The organism is Methylobacterium sp. J-026 (assembly GCF_022829585.1).
Lineage (GTDB): Bacteria > Pseudomonadota > Alphaproteobacteria > Rhizobiales > Beijerinckiaceae > Methylobacterium.
In genome coordinates, this window is the sequence record NZ_JAKSYC010000312.1 from 18164 (window position 1) to 37754 (window position 19591).

Annotated in this window: 17 protein-coding genes; 8 read left to right on the forward strand and 9 right to left on the reverse strand. The window is 71.9% G+C overall.

Annotated elements, in window-relative coordinates; all coding sequences use genetic code 11:
* Positions 1 to 91: 91 nt before the first annotated feature.
* The 5 genes from MKK69_RS26345 to MKK69_RS26365 all read left to right on the forward strand — a co-directional run bounded on the left by MKK69_RS26345 (position 92) and on the right by MKK69_RS26365 (position 5417).
* Positions 92 to 1033, forward strand: a complete 942-nt coding sequence (locus MKK69_RS26345; protein WP_243972853.1) for an ABC transporter permease — start codon at positions 92 to 94, stop codon at positions 1031 to 1033.
* A complete protein-coding gene (locus MKK69_RS26350) occupies positions 1030 to 2004 on the forward strand; it encodes an ABC transporter permease (protein ID WP_243972855.1) in 975 nt (324 codons plus the stop codon). The genes MKK69_RS26345 and MKK69_RS26350 overlap by 4 nt, the downstream gene beginning before the upstream one ends.
* Positions 2004 to 3014 (forward strand): ABC transporter ATP-binding protein, encoded by a 1011-nt coding sequence (locus tag MKK69_RS26355; protein ID WP_243972857.1) that lies wholly within the window; start codon positions 2004 to 2006, stop codon positions 3012 to 3014. The genes MKK69_RS26350 and MKK69_RS26355 overlap by 1 nt, the downstream gene beginning before the upstream one ends.
* 247 nt (positions 3015 to 3261) lie before the next feature.
* Positions 3262 to 4260: an ABC transporter ATP-binding protein gene (locus MKK69_RS26360; RefSeq protein WP_243972859.1), complete on the forward strand. Its 999-nt coding sequence runs from the start codon at positions 3262 to 3264 to the stop codon at positions 4258 to 4260.
* Between the two features lie 17 nt (positions 4261 to 4277).
* Positions 4278 to 5417, forward strand: coding sequence for an amidohydrolase/deacetylase family metallohydrolase (locus MKK69_RS26365; protein WP_243972861.1), 1140 nt, complete (start codon positions 4278 to 4280; stop codon positions 5415 to 5417).
* Between the two features lie 416 nt (positions 5418 to 5833).
* On the opposite strand, the gene MKK69_RS26370 is transcribed toward MKK69_RS26365, so the two are convergent.
* The 6 genes from MKK69_RS26370 to MKK69_RS26395 all read right to left on the reverse strand — a co-directional run bounded on the left by MKK69_RS26370 (position 5834) and on the right by MKK69_RS26395 (position 12302).
* Positions 5834 to 6070: a hypothetical protein gene (locus tag MKK69_RS26370; RefSeq protein ID WP_243972863.1), complete on the reverse strand. Its 237-nt coding sequence runs from the start codon at positions 6068 to 6070 to the stop codon at positions 5834 to 5836.
* Between the two features lie 198 nt (positions 6071 to 6268).
* Complete coding sequence (locus MKK69_RS26375; RefSeq protein WP_243972865.1) at positions 6269 to 7657, reverse strand: TAXI family TRAP transporter solute-binding subunit; 1389 nt, start codon at positions 7655 to 7657, stop codon at positions 6269 to 6271.
* Between the two features lie 12 nt (positions 7658 to 7669).
* Positions 7670 to 8590, reverse strand: coding sequence for a DMT family transporter (locus tag MKK69_RS26380; protein WP_243972867.1), 921 nt, complete (start codon positions 8588 to 8590; stop codon positions 7670 to 7672).
* 30 nt (positions 8591 to 8620) lie between these two features.
* Positions 8621 to 9889: an arsenic transporter gene (locus MKK69_RS26385; protein WP_243972869.1), complete on the reverse strand. Its 1269-nt coding sequence runs from the start codon at positions 9887 to 9889 to the stop codon at positions 8621 to 8623.
* Between the two features lie 58 nt (positions 9890 to 9947).
* Positions 9948 to 11192 (reverse strand): metallophosphoesterase family protein, encoded by a 1245-nt coding sequence (locus tag MKK69_RS26390; protein ID WP_243972877.1) that lies wholly within the window; start codon positions 11190 to 11192, stop codon positions 9948 to 9950.
* 171 nt (positions 11193 to 11363) lie between these two features.
* On the reverse strand, positions 11364 to 12302 hold the full coding sequence (locus MKK69_RS26395; RefSeq protein ID WP_243972879.1) for a cupin domain-containing protein: 939 nt from the start codon (positions 12300 to 12302) through the stop codon (positions 11364 to 11366).
* 526 nt (positions 12303 to 12828) lie between these two features.
* Here MKK69_RS26395 and MKK69_RS26400 point away from each other — a divergent pair.
* Both MKK69_RS26400 and MKK69_RS31115 read left to right on the forward strand, forming a co-directional pair.
* Complete coding sequence (locus MKK69_RS26400; protein ID WP_243972881.1) at positions 12829 to 17892, forward strand: S8 family serine peptidase; 5064 nt, start codon at positions 12829 to 12831, stop codon at positions 17890 to 17892.
* A 338-nt stretch (positions 17893 to 18230) separates the two neighbouring features.
* Positions 18231 to 18359 carry a hypothetical protein gene (locus MKK69_RS31115; RefSeq protein WP_279598635.1) on the forward strand — a complete coding sequence of 43 codons (129 nt, stop codon included), beginning with the start codon at positions 18231 to 18233 and terminating at the stop codon, positions 18357 to 18359.
* Positions 18360 to 18368: 9 nt separating this feature from the next.
* Here MKK69_RS31115 and MKK69_RS26405 read toward each other — a convergent pair whose 3' ends face one another.
* Together MKK69_RS26405 and MKK69_RS26410 are read right to left on the reverse strand one after the other, a co-directional pair.
* On the reverse strand, positions 18369 to 18647 hold the full coding sequence (locus tag MKK69_RS26405; protein ID WP_243972883.1) for an adenylosuccinate synthase: 279 nt from the start codon (positions 18645 to 18647) through the stop codon (positions 18369 to 18371).
* A gap of 41 nt (positions 18648 to 18688) precedes the next feature.
* Entirely contained in the window at positions 18689 to 18937 is a 249-nt protein-coding gene (locus MKK69_RS26410) for a DUF6894 family protein (protein WP_243972885.1), read from the reverse strand.
* A 122-nt stretch (positions 18938 to 19059) separates the two neighbouring features.
* Here MKK69_RS26410 and MKK69_RS26415 point away from each other — a divergent pair, with 122 nt between their 5' ends.
* Entirely contained in the window at positions 19060 to 19314 is a 255-nt protein-coding gene (locus MKK69_RS26415) for a hypothetical protein (protein ID WP_243972887.1), read from the forward strand.
* 69 nt (positions 19315 to 19383) lie between these two features.
* Here MKK69_RS26415 and MKK69_RS26420 read toward each other — a convergent pair.
* Positions 19384 to 19591: MucR family transcriptional regulator (locus MKK69_RS26420; RefSeq protein ID WP_243972889.1), on the reverse strand; the 208-nt coding region annotated here is incomplete at its 5' end.

Below are 19591 nucleotides of genomic sequence, written 5' to 3' on the forward strand. Positions count from 1 at the left end.
TGCTGACGCAGGGGCCACCCTCCCCCGCAGAGGGGGGAGGGGGATCCGCGGCGCCGGCCGCGCCCTCCGGCCCACCGCATAGCGAGGCCCCATGCTCGGCTATATCGGCAGGCGCATCCTGGCCACCATCCCGGTCATGGCGGTGGTCGGGTTGTTCGTCTTCAGCCTCCTCTACTTCGCCCCCGGCGATCCGGCGGCGATCATCGCGGGCGACCAGGCGACCCCCGACGACGTCGCCCGGATCCGCGCCTCGCTGGGCCTCGACCGGCCGTTCCTGGTCCGGTTCGGGGAATGGTCCTGGCAGATCCTCCACGGGGATCTCGGCACCTCGATCTTCACCAACCTGCCGGTCACCACCATGATCGGCCAGCGGGTCCAGCCCACCGTCTCGCTGATGCTCGTCACCCTGATCTTCGCCATCGTGGTGGCGGTGCCGCTCGGCGTCGTCGCGGCCTGGAAGGCCGGCAGCCTGATCGACCGGCTGGTCATGGGGATCGCCGTGCTGGGCTTCTCGGTGCCGGTCTTCGTGGTCGGCTACGTGCTCGCCTACGTCTTCGCCCTCGAACTCGGCTGGCTGCCGGTGCAGGGCTACACGCCGATCGAGCAGGGGCTGTGGCCCTGGCTGTCCAACCTGATCCTGCCGGCGGTGACGCTCGGTCTCGTCTACATCGCGCTGATCGCCCGGGTGACCCGGGCGACCATGCTCGACGTGCTGCAGCAGGATTACATCCGCACCGCCCGGGCGAAGGGCCTGTCGCAGGGGCCGGTGCTGTTCATCCACGCCCTCAAGAACGCCGCGGTGCCGATCGTGACCGTGATCGGCATCGGCATCGCCCTGCTGATCGGCGGCGCGGTGGTGACCGAGACGGTCTTCGCGATACCCGGCCTCGGGCGCCTCACGGTCGATGCGATCCTGCGGCGCGACTATCCGGTGATCCAGGGCGTCGTGCTGCTGTTCAGCTTCGTCTACGTGCTCGTGAACCTCGCCATCGACCTCTTCTACACCGTGCTCGACCCGAGGATCCGCTATTGACCGCGACCGTCGCGCCCTTCCCCGATCACGCCCCGCCCGCCGGGCTCTCGCCCGAGGGGGCCGTCCCCAAGGCAGCGCCGCCCCCCGGCCTCGCCGTCGCGGCGCCCCTGCCGGACGTGATCCCGGCCCGCAAGCGCCGCGGCCCGGTCTGGACCTACATGCGCCGCAACCCGACCATCGTGGCCGGCGGCGTCCTGCTCCTCGTCGTGTTCCTGATGGCGCTGCTGGCGCCCTGGCTCGGCACCGTCGACCCGACCGCCCTGGCGCCGGCCAAGCGCACCCGGGTGCCCTCCGCGCAGTATTGGTTCGGCACCGACATGCTCGGCCGCGACGTCTATTCGCGGGTGGTCTACGGCGCCCGGGTGTCGCTGCTGGTCGGCTTCTCGGTGGCGTTCCTCGCCTCGATCGCCGGCCTCGCGGTCGGGCTGGTCTCCGGCATGGTCCGCTGGCTCGACGGGATCGTCATGCGGGTCGTCGACGGCATGATGTCGATCCCGCCGATCCTGCTCGCCATCGCGCTGATGGCGCTGACCCGCGGCTCCGTCCAGAACGTGATCGTGGCGATCACCATCGCGGAGATCCCGCGCGTGGCGCGCCTCGTGCGCGGCGTGGTCCTGTCCCTGCGCGAGCAGCCCTATGTCGAGGCGGCGGTGACCACGGGCACGCGCATGCCGGCGATCATCTGGCGCCACATCCTGCCCAACACGCTGGCGCCCATGACCGTGCAGGCGACCTATATCTGCGCCTCCGCGATGATCACCGAGGCGATCCTGTCGTTCATCGGCGCGGGCGTGCCGCCGGCCACCCCCTCCTGGGGCAACATCATGGCCGAGGGCCGGGCGCTCTGGCAGGTGAAGTTCTACATCATCCTGTTCCCGGCGGTCTTCCTGTCGATGACCGTTCTGGCGGTGAACCTCGTCGGCGACGGCCTGCGCGACGCCCTCGACCCCCGCATGGCGAAAGACGTCTGATGAGCACCGGCATGAGCGGCACACCCCTCCTGTCGATCGAGAACCTGCAGGTCCATTTCCGCACCCCCGACGGGGTCAACCGGGCGGTCGACGGGGTCTCGTTCGCGATCCAGTCCGGCGAGACCCTGGCGATCGTCGGCGAATCCGGCTGCGGCAAGTCGGTGACCTCCATGTCGATCCTGCGGCTCCTGCCCGAGCCGCCGGCCCGGATCGCCGGCGCGATCAAGTTCGAGGGCAGGAACCTCCTCGACCTGCCCAACGGCGCCATGCGCAAGATCCGCGGCAACGACATCAGCGTGATCTTCCAGGAGCCGATGACCAGCCTGAACCCGGTGCTGACGGTGGGCCGCCAGATCGGCGAGACGCTGCGCCTGCACCAGGGCCTGAGCCGCCGCGCCGCCGAGGACCGGGCGGTGGAGATGCTGACGCTGGTCGGCATCCCCGAGCCGCGGCGCCGGGTGCGGGAATACCCGCATCAGCTCTCGGGGGGCATGCGCCAGCGGGTCATGATCGCCATCGCGCTCGCCTGCTCGCCCAAGCTCCTGATCGCCGACGAGCCGACCACGGCGCTCGACGTGACCATCCAGGCCCAGATCCTCGACCTGATGCGCGACCTGAAGGCCCGGGTCGGCGCCGCGATCATGCTGATCACCCACGATCTCGGGGTGGTGGCCGAGGTCGCCGACCGGGTGGTGGTGATGTATGCCGGCCGCAAGGTCGAGGAGGCGTCGGTCCGGGACCTGTTCCGGGCGCCGCGCCATCCCTACACGCGGGGCCTGATGGGGGCGGTGCCCAAGCTCGGCGCCCTGGAGCACGGCGGCGACGCGCGGCTCGCCGAGATCCCCGGCATGGTCCCGAGCCTGAAGGGCCGGATCGAGGGCTGCGTCTTCGCCGGGCGCTGCCCGGACGTCACCGACCTGTGCCGCACCTACGCCCCAGCGCTCGAGCCGAAGGCGCCGGGCCACCTCGCCGCCTGCCACTACGCGCCGAAGGAGGCGCTGGCGGCATGATTTTTTTTGGACAGATCAGCCTCCGCGCGCGCCTTCCCTCCCCCCTCTGCGGGGGAGGGTACCCTGCGCAGCAGGGGGGGAGAGGGGAGCGCCGGTGCAGATATCGGCTCGGCCCCCATGACGGTCGCGTCCTTTTCGGAAGCCGCGTTCCCCTCTCCCGACCCCCTTCGGGGGCCACCCTCCCCCGCAGAGGGGGGAGGGAGGACGCGGGCATCGCCGCGCTCAACCTTCATACGGAGCTGTGCCCGTGACCGGCCGCACCCTGCTGGAGGTCAACGACCTCAAGAAGCATTTTCCCCTCGGCGGCGGCCTGTTCGGCCGGTCGAACCGCGTGCTCAAGGCGGTGGACGGCCTGTCCTTCACGGTCGCCCGGGGCGAGACCCTGTCGCTCGTCGGCGAATCCGGCTGCGGCAAGTCCACGGTCGCCAAGGCGCTGATGCGCCTCTACGCCCCCACCGCCGGCCAGGTGGTGCTCGACGGCCGGCGGATCGACGACCTCTCGGCCGGGGCGCTCCGGCCCCTGCGGCGCCATATCCAGATGGTGTTCCAGGACCCGTTCTCGTCGCTCAACCCGCGGATGCGGGTGCGGGCGATCCTGGCCGAGCCGATCCGCAATTTCGGGCTGGCCAGGGGCTCGGCCGATCTCGAGGCGAAGCTCGCCTCCCTGATGGAGCGGGTCGGCCTGCCCCGGGAGGCGCTGGGACGCTGGCCCCACGAATTCTCCGGCGGCCAGCGCCAGCGCATCGGCATCGCCCGGGCGCTCGCCGCCGAGCCGGACCTGATCATCTGCGACGAGGCGGTGTCGGCGCTCGACGTCTCCGTGAAGGCGCAGATCGTCAACCTGCTGCGCGATCTCCAGCGCGAACTCGACCTCGCGATGCTGTTCATCTCCCACGACCTCGCCATCGTCGAGCACATGACCCACCGGGTGGCGGTGATGTATCTCGGCAAGATCGTCGAGATCGGCCCCCGCCGCGACCTGTTCCTGGCGCCCAAGCACCCCTACACCCAGGCGCTGCTCTCGGCGGTGCCGATCCCCGAGCCCGGGGCCGGGCGCACCCGCATCGTGCTCAAGGGTGACGTGCCGAGCCCGATCAACCCGCCCGCGGGCTGCCGCTTCCACACCCGCTGCCCGCAGGCCTTCGACCGCTGCCGGGTCGAGGTGCCCGGGCTCGACCGCGTCGGCGCCGGCCACTTCGCCGCCTGCCACCTCAACGACGCCGCCGCACCGGCGGTCGCGGCCTGACCGATCCGGAGACAGCTGTGCAGCACGACCTCATCCTGAAGGGCGCGCGGGTCATCGACCCGTCGCAGGACCACGACGGGATCTGCGACGTCGCCTTCGCGGAGGGCCGGGTCTCGGGCTTCGGCCGCGACCTGCCCGTCGGCCCGGGCACGCAGGTGCGCGACATGGCCGGCGCGATCGTGACCCCGGGCCTGATCGACCTGCACACCCACGTCTACTGGGGCGGCACCTCGATCGGCATCGACGCCGACGAATTCTGCCGGACCTCCGGGGTGACCACGTCGGTCGATACCGGCAGCGCCGGGCCCGGCAACTTTGCCGGATTCCGCAAGCACGTCATCGACCGATCGGAGGCGCGGATCCTCGCCTATCTCCACGTGTCGTTCGCCGGCATCTACGCCTTCTCCAAGACGATCATGGTCGGCGAGAGCCAGGATCCGCGGCTGATGGCGCCCCGCGAGGCCGTGGAGGTCGCCGAGGCCAACCGGGACGTGATCATCGGCATCAAGGTCCGGGTCGGGCGCAATTCCTCCGGGGACCAGGGCACCGCGCCGCTCGGCATCGCGCTCCAGGTGGCGGAGGAGACCGGCCTGCCGCTGATGGCCCATATCGACGAGCCGCCGCCGAGCTACGAGGAGGTGCTGGCGATGCTCCGCCCCGGCGACGTGCTGACCCATGCCTTCCGGCCGTTCCCCAATTCCCCCGTGACCGCCCAGGGCGCGGTGAAGCCGGCCCTGCGCGAGGCCCGGGCCCGGGGCGTGCTGTTCGACATCGGCCACGGCAAGGGCTCGTTCGCGTTCAAGACCGCCCGGGCCATGATGGCGGGCGGTTTTTTGCCGGATACGATCTCGTCCGATGTCCACCAGCTCTGCATCGACGGGCCGGCCTTCGATCAGGTCACCACGATGTCGAAGATGCTCTGCCTCGGCATGAGCCTCCGCGAGGTCATCGCGGCGTCCACGGTGAACGCCGCCGTGGCGGTGAAGCGGATGGAATACGGGAGCCTGAAGGTCGGGTCGCTCGGCGACGCCACCGTGCTGGCCGTCCGGGACGGGGCGTTCGACTATGTCGACACGCGGGGCGAGCACATGACCGGCGCCCAGCGGATCCTTGCCGAGGGCGTGGTGCTGCGGGGAAAGTGGTGGCACCCGATGTGAGGGTGCGGGACGGCGCGGGGTCGGGGCGCGAAGGTGCCCTTTTGCTCGCCAAGACCGCGACAGATGGCTGTTGCCCTGAGGCCCGGGCGATCACAGTCGCGCTTGGCCATATCCCGATCACAACCCGCCTCCCGCGGCGCTGCGCGGCCGTCCCGGAGGAGGCCTTCGCTCCGCTATCGCCTCGGGATGAGTATCATGGGTGGGACAAGCCCGTGCCCCGGAGCGACCGGCCGCGATCGCATGGCGAACCGTGCGCGGAAACCGTCTCGGGCATCGCTGGCCCTGGCCTCGACGCGGATGGCAGTCCGGATTCTTCCGCCAATGCGGCGACCGTCGGATGACGGCCGGACACCGCCCCGGATGCCCTATGCGGGTCTATCGGCCCGCACCGCGTCCAACCTGTTCGGGTTGAGGTTCTAGCGCAGGGCCAGGATCTGGACCGCGTGGGCGGCGACGTCGTGCACCGCCGGCAGGTCGTAGGTGTAAATCCGCCCGGCCAGGATCGCCAGGGCGAGGGTCCAGAACACGGCGCCGGCGAAGCGGCGGGCCGTCCGATCGCCGGCGGCCTCCGGGCAGGCGCGCGCGACGCCGGCCGCGACGGGTTCGCCGAACGGATCGAAGGCTGTCGGCTGGGTTTCCGGGGCGGTACGCATAGGGTGGAATGTTGCCTCCGGGCGCCCCGTCCGCAATGGACGCGTCTTTCGTATTTCCCTGTGCCGAGAGACTCTTGTTCTCTCCCTGCATGGCGAGACGAACAGCTTCTTCTCATCGGTCGGGCCGAGGCCGGAGGGCGGCGAATCTCCGTCCCGGCGCCGGGGGTGATCCTCCGCCGGACCCGCCTGGGCGTCCCCTCAGCCGCCCTGCAGCCGGACCGGTCGCCCGATCCGGGCGCCGGCATCCGCCGCACGCATGCGGTCATCCGCGAGGGTCGCCCGGGCCGTATCGATCGCCACGGCGGCCGCCGCCAGGGTCCGCTGATCCGGCTCCCGCTCCCGGGCGTAGCGGACCACGTCCATGGCCAGCGCGTCGACCTCGACGGTGAGGGCGTCGATCGCCGCCGGATCCTGCAGCGCCCGGGCCTGCCCGGCGATCTCCAGGAGCCGGTCCATGATCTCGTCGATGCGCTCCCGGCGCAGGCTGGCGAGACGCTGCCGGATCCAGGCCAGGACCGAGACGAGGCCGCCGGCGAGGGCGCCCAGGAGATAGAGCGTGTCGCCGTAGCGCTCGATGAAGCCGTGCTGGTCGCGCTCGAAATAGTCGATCGCCCCGGGATGGATCGGGATGCGGGCGCTGGTGGCCGCCACAGTCGTGTCGTAGGCCGGGGCCTGGACGTACTCGGCGGCGTCCGTCACCTGCGCGGCGGCGGTGCGCTTCTCGAACAGCAGCTGGGCCACGTCGGCCGCCACCACGCGGCTCAGTGAGGCGCGCGCCATCAGGCGGTAGGAGGCGCCCACCGTCTTGACGTCCTCGGCCGGCAGCTTCGGTCGACCGCCGAACAGGCCCGCCGGGACGGTCACCGCCTGGAGCCGCGGGAAGCGCTCGATCACCGCATCGTCGTCCTCCACGGCAACGAAGGCGACCTTGCCGCCGCGGGCGACCGACTGCACGGCCCCGACCAGGGCCAGCGCCTTGGGGGCGGAGGGGGCGATGATGCTCACGAAGGCGTCGATCCGCTTGGCGCGGAATGCCTCCGCCACCGCCTCCTGATCGACCGGGACCAGCAGGACCGCGGAGTCCCGGCCCGGCCCGGCCGTCTCCTCCAGGGTGAGCCCGTAATAGCCGAGGAGGTTGCGCAGCAGCCAGAGATCGGCGTCCCGGTGGGCCGCGATGCCGAGCCGCTTGCCGGCGAGCTTCGGGAAGCTGGTGATCCCGCCCGGGTCCGGCGAGGCGATGATCATCGCCTGGTCGCGCAGGATCGCCAGGGTGAGCCCGTTGGTCGGCAGCAGCACGTCGGGGCGGACCACCGCGAGGTCGGCGCGCCCGTCCTGCAGGGCGGCGGCGCTCTCGCGCACGTCGTCGAAGGGCAGGATCTTCAACCGGACGTTGCCGCGGCCGGCCTCCAGGGCGTCGGCATAGGCCTTGATCAGCTCCGGCTCGGTGCCGTCGCGGGGGGGCACCGCGATGGTCAGGACGGTCGCCTGCAGGAGGTACCACGCCGCGACCCCGCCCGCGCCCAGGAGGGCGGCGCCCGCCAGGAGCAGAACCTCCCGACGCAGCAGCCAGGCGGGGAGGCTCCACATCGCCCCGGACGCTCAGAACAGCGAGATCAGGACGATGCCGCCGACCATCAGGGCGGCGCCGATCAGGCGCGGCGGACCGGCCTTGACCTGCTTCATGCCGAACCAGCCGAAATGGTCGAGCGCCACCGAGGTGATCAGGTTGGCGGTGATCAAGAGGCCGTTGAAGGCCCCGGCCCCGACCTTGTCGACGAAGAGCAGCCCGGCGAACACCGCCACCGCCCCGGTGATCCCGGCGAGCGGCATCCACCAGCGGACGCCCGCGATGTCCTCCCGGCTCGGCAGGGGCGAGGGCCGCAGCAGGAACACCAGGGCGAACACGAACACGACGGGCACGAACGACACCGCCGCGGCGAGCCAGGGATTCTCCAGGGCGCCGCGCAGCTGCGCGTTCCAGACCACGCCGATCGCCATGAGGGCGCCGGCCACGAGGATGAACGGGTAGAGCAGCTTGCCGCCGACGCCCGCCTCGCCGCCCTCGCTCTTGCCGCCGGACCGGGCGATGAAGGTCACGCCGACCGCCATCAGCAGGCCGCCGAGCCAGGGCATCGGCTTGAAGCCCGCGGCCTGCAGGCCGAACAGGCCGAGCGCGTCCATCGCCAGGGAGGTGAGGATGTTGGCGGTGAGCGTCAGGCCGTTGAACGGCCCGGCGCCGACCTTGTCGATGAAGGCGAGGCCGCCGAACACCGCCACCGCGCCGGCGACGCCCCCGAGCGGCGCGTACCAGGGCATCTTGCTCAGGGAGTCGAGGCTCGGCAGCGGCGTCGGCATCGTGAAGAACAGGGTCGTGAACACGAAGACGATCGGCAGGAACGACACGGTCGCGGCGAGCCAGGGATTGACCAGCCTGCCGCGCAACTGCGCGTTCATGGCGTTGCCGAGGGCCTGCAGCGCGCCCGCCACGAGGATGAAGGGATAGAGGAGGGCAGCCGTCACGCGCGCGGACCTTGGGTTTCCGGGAAGGGATCAGACGAGGAGCAGGCCGGCCAGCGCCAGCACCAGGGCCGGCGGCATCACCAGCAGGCCGAGCTTCAGGAAGGTCCAGGCGCCGACATCCTGGCCCTCGCGGCGGATGGCGGTGAGCCACAGGATCGTGGCGAGCGAGCCCGTCACCGAGAGGTTCGGCCCGAGATCGACGCCGACCAGGATCGCGCCCGCGACCTTCTCGGGAACATCCGCCGCGTGCACGGCGGCCCCCGCGATCAGGCCGGCCGGCAGGTTGTTGACGAGGTTGCACAGCACCGCGACGAGCGCGCCCGCGCCCCAGGCGGTCTCCGTCGGGGCGGCGTGGGCGTAGCCCTTGAGGAGGTCCGCCAGCGTGGCCAGCACGCCGGTCTTTTCCAGGGCCTGCACCAGCACGAACAGGCCGGCGACCAGGGGCAGCACGCTCCACGACACGTCCTTGGCGACCTCGACGAAGCCGCCGCGCTTGAGCAGCAGCACCACCAGGGTGGTGGCGAGCCCCGCCACGAAGGTCGGCAGGCCGAGATCGAGGCCGAGCGCCGAGGCGCCGATCAGCACGCCGCCGGTGGCCACGATGCCGATCCCCGCCACGAGGCCGGTGCGCGACAAGGGCGTGGCCTCGACATCGGTGGCCACGCTCTGGCCGCGCAGCGTCCCGGCCTGGGTCAGGCGCAGCACCGCGTAGGTGGTGGCGATGGCGAGCAGCGAGGGCAGGGCGAACAGGCCGAGCCAGCGCACGAGCGGCGGCATGTGCTCAGCGAAGACCACGAGGTTGGCCGGGTTCGAGATCGGCAGCACGAAGCTCGCCGCGTTGGCGATGAAGGCGCAGATGAACAGGTAGGGGAGGGGGTTCTCCACCTTGGCGGCCTTGGTGGCCGCGTAGACGGCCGGCGTCAGCACCACCGCGCAGGCGTCGTTCGACAGGAACACCGTGACGACGGTGCCGACGAGGTAGACCAGGGTGAACAGCCGCGTGGCCGAGCCCTTGGCGGCCCGCACGGCGATCGAGGCGAGCCAGTCGAACAGGCCCTCCTTCCGGGCCACCTCCGACATCAGCATCATGCCGACCAGGAACAGGTAGACGTCGGTGCCCTTGAGCACGCCCTCCCAGGCGGTGGCGGGGGCGAGCAGCCCGAGGGCGACCAGGGCGCCGGCGCCGAGCACGGCCCAGATCGCCTCCGGCCAGGAGAAGGGCCGCACGATCACCCCGAGGGTCGCGAGCGCCGCGATGGCCCAGGTGGCGAGGTTGGGTGTCAGCGTCAGCGAGCCCATCGGGTCCGGTCTTCCTCAGGTCGTGAAGTTCGAAGGTCTGGCTCGGGTAGAGAGCTGGCTACCAGTGCCGGCCGAAGCGGTTGGGGCCGAGCTGGTCGCCGCGGATGCCCTTCTCCGGCCAGGCCGATGTCCGGAACGCGTCGCTGCCGGGGCGGTCCGGGGCGGGGGGCGGCGTGAAGCCGCGCGCCACCGGCTCGATCGTGTCGGTGTCGGCGTTCGCCGCGCCCGTGCGGGGGTCCAGCGTGCCGTCCGTCACCGTGACCGAGAGGCGGCGCGACCCGTCCGGCCAGGGGATCCGCGCCTCGACGATGCGCGGGCCGGCCGGGTTCATCGGGTGCGGCGGCCCGTGGTCGACGCGGGCGTGGCAGCGCCACTCCGCCTGGGGGGCGTCCGAGAGCACCAGGGCCCGCACCGTGATCGCCCCGTCCGCGGCGTCGAGGGCCGCGGTGGCGAGGCGCCGGTCGGCGGGGCCCGTGATCATCGCGAAGGGCAGGGCCCGGTCGAGGGGCTTGAAGCGCCAGCTCGTCACCGCGCCGTCGATCGCCGCGACCGCGTAGCCCACCGAGCCGTCCTCGTTCTGGCCGACCGAGCGGGCCGAGGCGTAGAGGGTGCGCCCGTCATGGGCGAGTTCGTTGTAGTGGGTGTGGCCCATCTCGACGAGGCGCACCGCGTGGCCCCGGATCAGGCCGGCGAGGGCCGTTTTCTCCGCGTGGTGCTGCAGGTCGTCCGGATAGGTGTGGATGAAGACCGCGCAGGGCAGGCCGTTCCGGGTGGCGTCCGCGAGTTCGTCCTCGAACCAGGCGAGCTGGAAGGGCCCGAGCCGGAAGTCGAGGCCGAATCCCTTCCGGCCGTAGCCGGGGCTGACCATGTCGAGGAACACGCAGCGCACCCCCGCGATCGTCTCGGCGAAGTAGTAATGCGCGATCCGGGTCGGCTGCTCGGGCCGGGGCAGGTCGTGGTGCCGTGGCACGTGCGCGCCGCCCCGCGCGCCTTGCGCCACCGCGGCGAACAGCGCGTCGAAGGCCGCCATCGCGCCGTGCTGGCGGTCGTGGTCGCCGGGGATCAGGCGGATCGGGAGGTCCGGATGCGCCGCCAGGGCCTCCGTCAGGATCGCGTACTGCTCCGCCTTCCCGTCCTCGGCGAGGTCCCCCGGCAGATAGGCGAAGTCGACGAGACCCCGCCCGTGGAGGCCGTCGACCTCGCGCAGGATCGCCCGCAGGTCCTCGGCGTTGCGGTCGCCCGCGCATTCCAGGTGCAGGTCGCCGATATGCGCGAAGGCGAACACGTCGCGGACCCCGCTCATGGGGCGCCCGCGTGGCGGCGGCCCGCCCCCCGTCCGATCACCCTGAATGTCCCGTCCGCCATCGCACTCTCCGGATGGGCCCCGACCATCCACCGCGACAGTCGTGACCGGCCCGACGCCCCGGATGCGGCCGAGTTCCGGCATCGGGCCCGAGCGTGGCCGCGGGGGAACCTAATTTTTCGTGATCGCCGTCGGTGCCCCGGATAGATCCCGCAAAGTGTCGTGAAATCGGACGCCTTGTGTCTGCTTGGTGGACACATGCCCGGCCGTCGGGACGACAGGGCCCGGTCGGCCGATGCTTGCCGCGGCGCCACGAGGATTGCCGGTCCTCGGCCCAGGGCCCTGTCGCGGCGGGCGCGGCGGAATCCGGCCGGTCAGAGACTCTCGATCCAGCGATGCAGGACCGCGCCGGGGGCGTGATCCGGACCGGCCTCCGGGCGGTGCGGTGCGTCGGACCGGCCCGGCCCCCGCCTGCCCGCGCAGCCAGCTCGCGCAGAGCTGGGTGATCGCCGCCGAGGCCGCGAGGGCCTCGCGCCGGTCGAGGAGGTCGCCGCAGGCGACGACGTTCGCCACGAAATTGTGGACCCGGCGCCCGAACGGATCGCCGTCATGGTCGAGGGCGCGGCCGGGCAGGGCATCCGGGTGGCAGCCCTGCCGCTCCAACTGGGCGCGGGGGATCACGACGTTGGTGGCGTCGACCGGCCCCGCGACGATGCGCACGGGCTGGGCCAGGTCGAACACGACGCACTGGACATCGGCGACGGCGCCGGGGCCCTGGTCGGTCTCCACGCGGCTCTGCCCCCGGTGGTAGAACTGCAGCAGGATGTGGTCGAGGCCCTGCTGGCTGACCATCTCCGGCGACCGCTCCAGGGCGTGGGCCGGGGCGATCACGTCGCCGACCAGCAGGTCGCCGAGGTGGTAGCTGCGCATGGCGATCGGGACCGTCACGTCGGTCTCGGGCCGGAAGCTCACGGCGAAGATCGCCGCGAGATGGTCCTGCCAGGCCCGGCCCACCGAGTCCGGATCCTGCGGCGGCCCGAAGCGCAGGCAGGCGACCCCGCCGACGGGCGGGCGCGCATCGGAGTTCGGCGCTCTCTGATCAGAAGACATGGCTGGAACCTGACGCGCGTCCCGGCTTCGATCGATGATAAACACAGTATAGCGCCGAGAACCTGTAGAAAATCGAGGCGATAGTCTGCGGCGAGATCGTCGGAGCCCTGTGACGGTCGGGGCGATGTGCATTGTCGGCGACTGCGCCCCGGCGAAGACCGAATCGATACCCTTGCCGGTGCCGGCGGCGTGCGTTTCTGCGCGGACAATATCGAAGCGCGGCGTCGCGCGACCCTGCGGTCCCGCTGAGCGAGGGGTCCATCCGTTCCAGAAAGAGGGATCGTCGTCCAAATGGACGACCGCCGAGCTGTCTGTTGCGGCAAGGTAACAGACGGTTGAATGCGACTCGCCTAGAGCAAAATGTAATAGCGCCAGAGCAAAGATCGAGGGCGATCCGATGATTAATCGACACAATATCGCGGATTGTCCCAATAATGTTCGGAATTTGCTTGAAAATGATAGTTACAGAACAAATCGAGCGGAATCGGCGCGCAGGACTTTATGTATCGGCTGCTCGCTCGTCGCGTTGGTCGCGGCCCTGGGGCCGGCGCTGGCCGAGGATCTGGCGCCGCTGCGCTCGCCCTCGACGGTCGGTCTGACGCAACAGGACTTCGAGACGCCCGAGTACCGGAACGATTGGGGCCTCGGGGCGATCAACGCCGCGACCGCCTACGCCCGGGGCTTCACCGGACGCGGCATCCTGGTGGGTGTGGTCGACACCGGCATCGATGCCGGACATCCGGAGTTCCGCGACCTGGCAAACCCCGGTGGAACGCGGATCTCCCCGGACTCGGCCGACTTTTACGCTTGGCTCCCACAAACGCCTGTTCCGTTCGCCATGCCCTCCATCGTGGACAGGGATGGCCATGGCACGCACGTATCCGGGACCATCGGCGCTGCGCGCGACGGTGATCCCAGGGGCATGATGGGTGTCGCGTTCGAGAGCACGATCCTGGCCCTTCGGTCTATCGTCGGGACGAGCGATAGCAACACCTATAATGAGCCCACGACCCAACTCGTCGGCGATACCCATGCGGCAATCTATTACGCCGTTCAGCACGGCGCGCGCGTCATCAATGGAAGTTACGGGTATTCTTTCAGGGACCCGAACGTTTATCAAACGTACAGCTACGAGGCACTCGACGCGGAGTACGAGGCGATCAAGCGGGCGGCCGACAAGGACACGCTCCTGGTCTTCGCTGCCGGCAACAACCACGTTTCTCGAAATCTTTACAATTGGAACAACGCTTCAAGCTCCTCGCTGATTTCCTATATGCGCCCTGAGAATGCCGATCGGAATGTTTATCGGCTCATCGACCAGAACGGCATCGAGCGGCGGGAGGCAGATTTTTCGTCCGTGTCAGGTTACGTCGTCGCGGTGGTAAATATCGACCAAGACAATGATCCAAACGATTCGAGTAACCTGTGCGGCGTCGCGGCGTCCTGGTGCATCGCCGCTCCGGGTACGGACATCTATTCGACCTGGCCTCGAAATCTCCATCCGCGCCGTCAGACAACGGACGGCTATTATACGATCAGCGGCACGTCGATGGCGGCACCGCACGTGGCCGGTGCGGCCGCGGTGCTGCGCCAAGCCCTCCCGTTCCTGACCGCGCCGCAGATCGCCCAGACGATGTTCACCACCGCCACCCATCTCGGTGACGGTCCCGCCGACGCCCCGAACGCGACCTACGGCTGGGGCCTCCTGAACCTCGGCAAGGCGATCGACGGTCCGGGTCAGTTCACCGCGACCTGGACGGTCAACACCACCTCCGACGGCCAAGCCTTTTACGGTGTCTTCGCCAACGCCATCTCCGGCGTGGGCGGCCTGACCAAGACCGGGCTCGGCACCCTCGAACTCACCGGCACCAACAGCTACCAGGGCGGCACCGCGGTCTATGGCGGGACCCTGGCGGTGTCGCGCGACGCCAATCTCGGCGCGGACGGCACCGGGCTCACCCTCGGGGATGGCGGCCGGCTGCGGGTGCGGCAGGACGGGTTCGCGACCGCGCGGCCGGTCACCCTGGACGGCCTGGGCGTGCTCGGCATCGACCAGGGCACGGCGACCGTCTCGGGCCTGGTCGCCGACGGCGCCCGGTCCGGTACGCTTTGGAAGACCGGCCCCGGCACCCTCGCACTCACGGCGGCCAACACCTACACCGGCGGCACCGCAGTCTACGGCGGCGCCCTGGCGGTGTCGCGCGACGCCAATCTCGGCGCGGCGGGCACCGGGCTCACCCTCGGCAACGGTGGCGGCCTGCGGGTCCTGGCCGACGGATTCACCACCGGGCGGCCGGTCACCCTGGACGGCCTCGGCAGGCTCGGCATCGACCAGGGGCGCGCGACCTTCGCGGGCGCGATGGCCGACGGCGCCCAGTCCGGGACGCTGGAGAAGACCGGATCCGGCACCGCGATCCTGTCGGCGGCCAACACCTATACGGGCGGCACCCGCGTGACGGGCGGTACCCTGGCGCTGACCGCGACCGGCAGCCTCGTCGCGCCGGTCTTCGTCGGCCCCACCGCCACCTTCGCCAATGCCGGCCTCGCCGCCGGCGGCGTGGACAACCGCGGCACCCTGACCAGCAGCGGCGCCATCGCGGGCGGCCTGGCCAATGCCGGGCTGGCCTTCAACGGCGGCGCCATCGCGGGCGGGGCGATCAACACCGGCAGCCTGACCACCAGCGGCACCATCACGGGCGGCCTGACCAACGCCGGAACCGTGCTGGCCCTCGCCGGCCGGATCGACGGGGCCGTTAGCAACCAGGCCGGGCTCCTCGCCGTCTCCGGGCCGGTGGCCAGCGGCGGCACCCTGGCCAACGCGCCGGGCGCCGTCCTGGCAGTGACGGGGACCGGCCGCTACAGCCTCGCCGGCGTGTTGACCAATGCCGGGACCGTCGCGGTGGCCCAGACCGCCGGCCTCTCGGCCCCGGCGGGCCTGAGCAATGCCGGCCTCCTGACCAATGGCGGCACGATCACCGGTGCCGTGACCAATACCGGCGCACTGACGACGCGCGGGACGATCTCCGGCAGCCTCGCCAATGCCGGGCTGGCGTTCAACGGCGGCGCCATCACGGGCGGGGCGAACAACACCGGCAGCCTGATCACCGGCGGGACGATCGCGGGCGGGGTGTCGAACGCCGGCACGCTGGTGACGAGCGGGACGATCGCGGGCGGCCTCGCCAATGCCGGGGTAGCGTTCAACGGCGGCGCCATCGCGGGCGGGGCGAGCAACACCGGCAGCCTGATCACCGGCGGGACGGTCGCGGGCGGGCTGACCAACACCGGTACCGTGCTGGCCGGCGCCGGCCGGATCGACGGCGCCATCCGCAACCAGGCCGGGACCCTCGCGGTCTCCGGGCCGGTCGCCAGCGACGGCCCCCTCGCCAACGCGGCGGGCGCCACCCTGGCGGTCACCGGCGCGGGCGCCTACAGCCTCGCCGGGCCGCTGACCAATGCCGGGACCGTCGCGGTCGCCCAGTCCGCCCGCCTCGCGGCCCCCGCGGGCCTCGCCAATGCCGGGCTGGTCGCCAGCGACGGCGTCCTCGACACCGACCTGACCAACGCCGGCACCGCGCGCCTCTCCGGCCAGCTCAACGGCGCTCTGATCAACGCCGGATCGCTCCAGGTCACCGGACCGCTCGCCGGGCTGACCAGCCTGACCAATGCCGGCCCGCTCGACCTTGGCGGCGGCGCGCTCACGGTCGCCAGCCTCTCGGGGCCGGCCGGCGGCGTGATCGGCAACGGTTCGATCACGGTCACGGGCTCGGCCAGCGCGACCTATGCGGGCGCGATCCTGGAGAGCGCCAGCCCCACCAGCCTGACCAAGGCCGGATCCGGCAGCCTCCTGCTCACGGGCCCCGGCCGCTTCTCCGGGCCGACCACGGTCCAGGCCGGCACGCTCGCGCTCAACGGATTCTGGGCCTCGCCCGTGACGGTGGCGGTCGCCGGGACGCTGCGCGGCATCGGCACCGTGGCCGCGCCGGTGACGGTGGCGGGCGCCCTGCGGCCGGGCAATTCCCCCGGCACGCTCACGGTGCTCGGCCCGGTCGCCTTCGCCCCCGGGAGCCGCTTCGGGCTCGACATCGACGGGCCCGGCATCGGCACCGGCGCGGGCAGCTACGCCCGCCTGCTGGCGCTCGGCCCGAGCGGCGGCGTCGCGGCCGACGGCACCCTGGTACCGGAGTTGCGCGGCATCACCGGCAATGCCGGCAACCGCTTCACCCCGGCTCTGGGCCAGCGCTTCGCCGTGCTCACCGCGCAGGCCGGGCTGACCGGCGCCTTCGCCGGGCTCGCCCAGCCGGCCTCCGGCCTGGCGGCCGGCACACGCTTCGACGCGCTCTATGCCCCGACCGGTTTCGACCTCGTGGTCACGCCGGCCGCCTACGGCACCCTCGCCGGCCTCGGCCTGTCCCAGACCGGCAACGCCCGGGCGGTGGGCGCGGCCCTGGACGTCGCCCGTCCGGCCGCCGGCACCCGGCCGGACGCGGCCCGGGCGCGGGTGTTCGACCCGCTCTACGCGGCCGGCCCGGCCTCCCTGCCGGGGGGGCTGGCGAGCCTGTCGGGCCAGGCCTACGGCGACGCCGTGATGGCGGATCTCGCGGCCCGCCGCCTGGTCGCCGACACGATCGACCGGCATCTGCGCGGGCAGGGCGGCGGGGCGGCGGCGTTCAGCGCCGGCGATCCGGGGCTCGGCCCGAACCGCTCGGCGCTGCAGCTGCGCGGGGGCGCGGGGGGCCCGGACCAGCCGCTGGCCGCGGGCGAAGGCCGGATCTGGGCGGACGCGCTCTACGGGTTCGGGTCGCGCGCCGGCGACCGGGCGGCCGCGGGGGCGGATCTCGACGCGGGCGGGCTGCTGCTCGGCGTCGACCGGCAGGTCGGAGCCGACACGCGGGTGGGCGGGGCGTTCAGCTACCTGCGCGAGACCGGCGCGTCGCGGGGGGCGGGCTTCGGCCTCGGCCGCTCGACCACCGACAGCTACGGCGGCACCCTCTACGCCGGCGCGCGGCTCGGCGCCGTGATCCTGCGGGGTACGGCGGGCGGCTCCTACGCGGACGGGCGGATCGGCCGGATTGTGGCGCTGGGCTCCGCATTGTCGCGGGCGAGCGGGCTGGCCTCGGGCTGGGACGCCGGGGTGTCGGGCTTCGCCGGCAGCGCGTTGGCAACGGGGCTGCCGGTGGAGCTCGTGCCGGAGGTCGGGTTCAGCTACGACCGGCTGACCCGGACCCGGGCGACCGAGCGCGGCGGCCTGGCGAGCCAGGGCTTCGCCACGGGCGCCCTCGACGCGGCGCGCCTCCTCCTGGGCGGGCGGCTGGCGAGCCTGGCGCAGGACGGCACGGCGGGCCTGCGCCTGGAGGGCCGGGCCTATTGGGCGCACGAGCTGGCCGATACCGGCGCCCCTGTGCGCTCCAGCCTGTTCGGCGTGCCGTTCGCGGGTCGGACCAGCGCGCTGGGCCGGGACGGGGCGGTGCTGGGCGCGAGCCTGACCGGTCCGGTGGCCGAGGACGTGATGCTATCGCTGAGCTACACGGGTGACCTGCGCCCCGGCGCCACCGCACAGGTGGTCTCCGCCGGGTTGCAGGCGCGCTGGTGACGGAAGCCGGCGACGCCGGGTCCTGGGTTTCCAAGGGGCTGCGAGCCCGGCCCCTTCAAGGGGTTGGGCCGAGCGCGGGTCGCGGGATCAGCGCGCCTGAGCCCATCCCGCGCGACACCGTGCGAGGGCTGGGTCACGGACCTTCTGAAACCAGAATGTCCCGATCCGAGATGACGGGACGCGCACGGTTTCTTCGGCGAGCCATCGATGCGGTCGAGCACGCGTCCGGCCCCCCCTGCGACCGGACGGACCGGCCACGTTCATAGTCTCGCCGTGTTCCAAGCGCCCCCTGGCGCCATCAGCCCCACGGGGGCAACCCGGTTGCAGGCGAAGACCCCATGATCAACTCCTTCCTGGCCCTCCTGACGGTCCTCGCGGTCCTGATGGTCACGGCCCTGTTCAAGCTGCCGCTCATGCCGTTCCGCCTCGCCGCGCGCCTGCTGCGCAGCCGCCCGGCCGCCGCCTGACCGGAACGCTCACTCCGACGCGTCGATCGTGAAGGTCATGCCGCGGCCCGGGCCGTGGTCGGAATAGTCGGCGAGGGTCAGGCCGCGTTCGGCCAGGGTCGCCGCGACGGTCTCCCGCTCCTTGCGGACCATCTGGCCGACCGCGAGCGGTGTCAGACGCGGGCTCGCCTGCCGCAGCCGGTCCACTGCGATGACCGCCGGCAATCCCTCGCCCTCGGCGATCCGGGCGAGGGCGAGGCCCAGATCCCGCGCTTTCGTCTGCGCGGCGGATTTCGGCGTGAAGGCCATTCTGCTCGTCCCTCTCTGTCCCGGCCCAGCGGCCGCGCCGCTCACGCGGCCCGCGCATCAACGTTCACGTCGGAGAAGGCCTTGATCCAGACCCGCCGCCCCCGCGCGTCGTAGACCTCGACCTGCCAGCGCGACCAGTCGAACCGCTCGACGACCCGCTCCATCAGGGCGAGCGCCACGCGTTCGGCCTGGACCCGCATCTGCGCGGCGTTCGGGAGCCGGCTGCCCCCGAGATCGGTCACCAGCGCGTGGCCGTCCGTGCAGTGGAAGCGGTAAAGCCGCATCGGCATTGGCGTTTCCCCGATCCATCCACAGCGTTCCACCGCAATCCGGAACCACCACCGACCGAGGGTTGAACCGGGCCGGTCGATGCGCTTTGTTCATGGAATGTTCTAGATGGAATCGAGCCGCGATGCACGCAGATCCTGACGAGGTGCCTGTGGAGATCCGTCCCCGGGAGGCGGAGGTGATCGCCTACGCCTATCACCGGGCCGCCCGGGGCAACGCCTGGGAGGCCCTCGTGGCCGCCATCGCGGATGCGCTCGCCGATCTCGATGCGGCGGAGCGGCGCATGGCCCGGCAGGACGGCCTGATCTCCCGCGGCTATGCCCGCGGCTGGACGGGGGCGGGTGGGGCCGCGGTGCCGCCCCGTCCGGATCGGCCATAGGGGCGGCGGTGGTCGGGAGGCCCGCGTTCCGGATCTCGCCGCCGCCGGCCCAGGCCGGAGAAATCCCGTTCAGGCGGTGCCGTGACCCTTTCGGGCGCGCGCGGCGATCTCGCGCTCGGCCATGGCGCCGGGCTGTCCGAGGCCGATCGCCTTGGCCAGGGCGGAGCGCTGCTCGGCGTAGCTCGGGGCGACCATGGGGTAATCGGCCGGCAGGCCGTAGCGGTCGCGGTAGCCGCGCGGGTCGAGCCCGTGGCTGGTCAGGTGGCGCTTGAGCGTC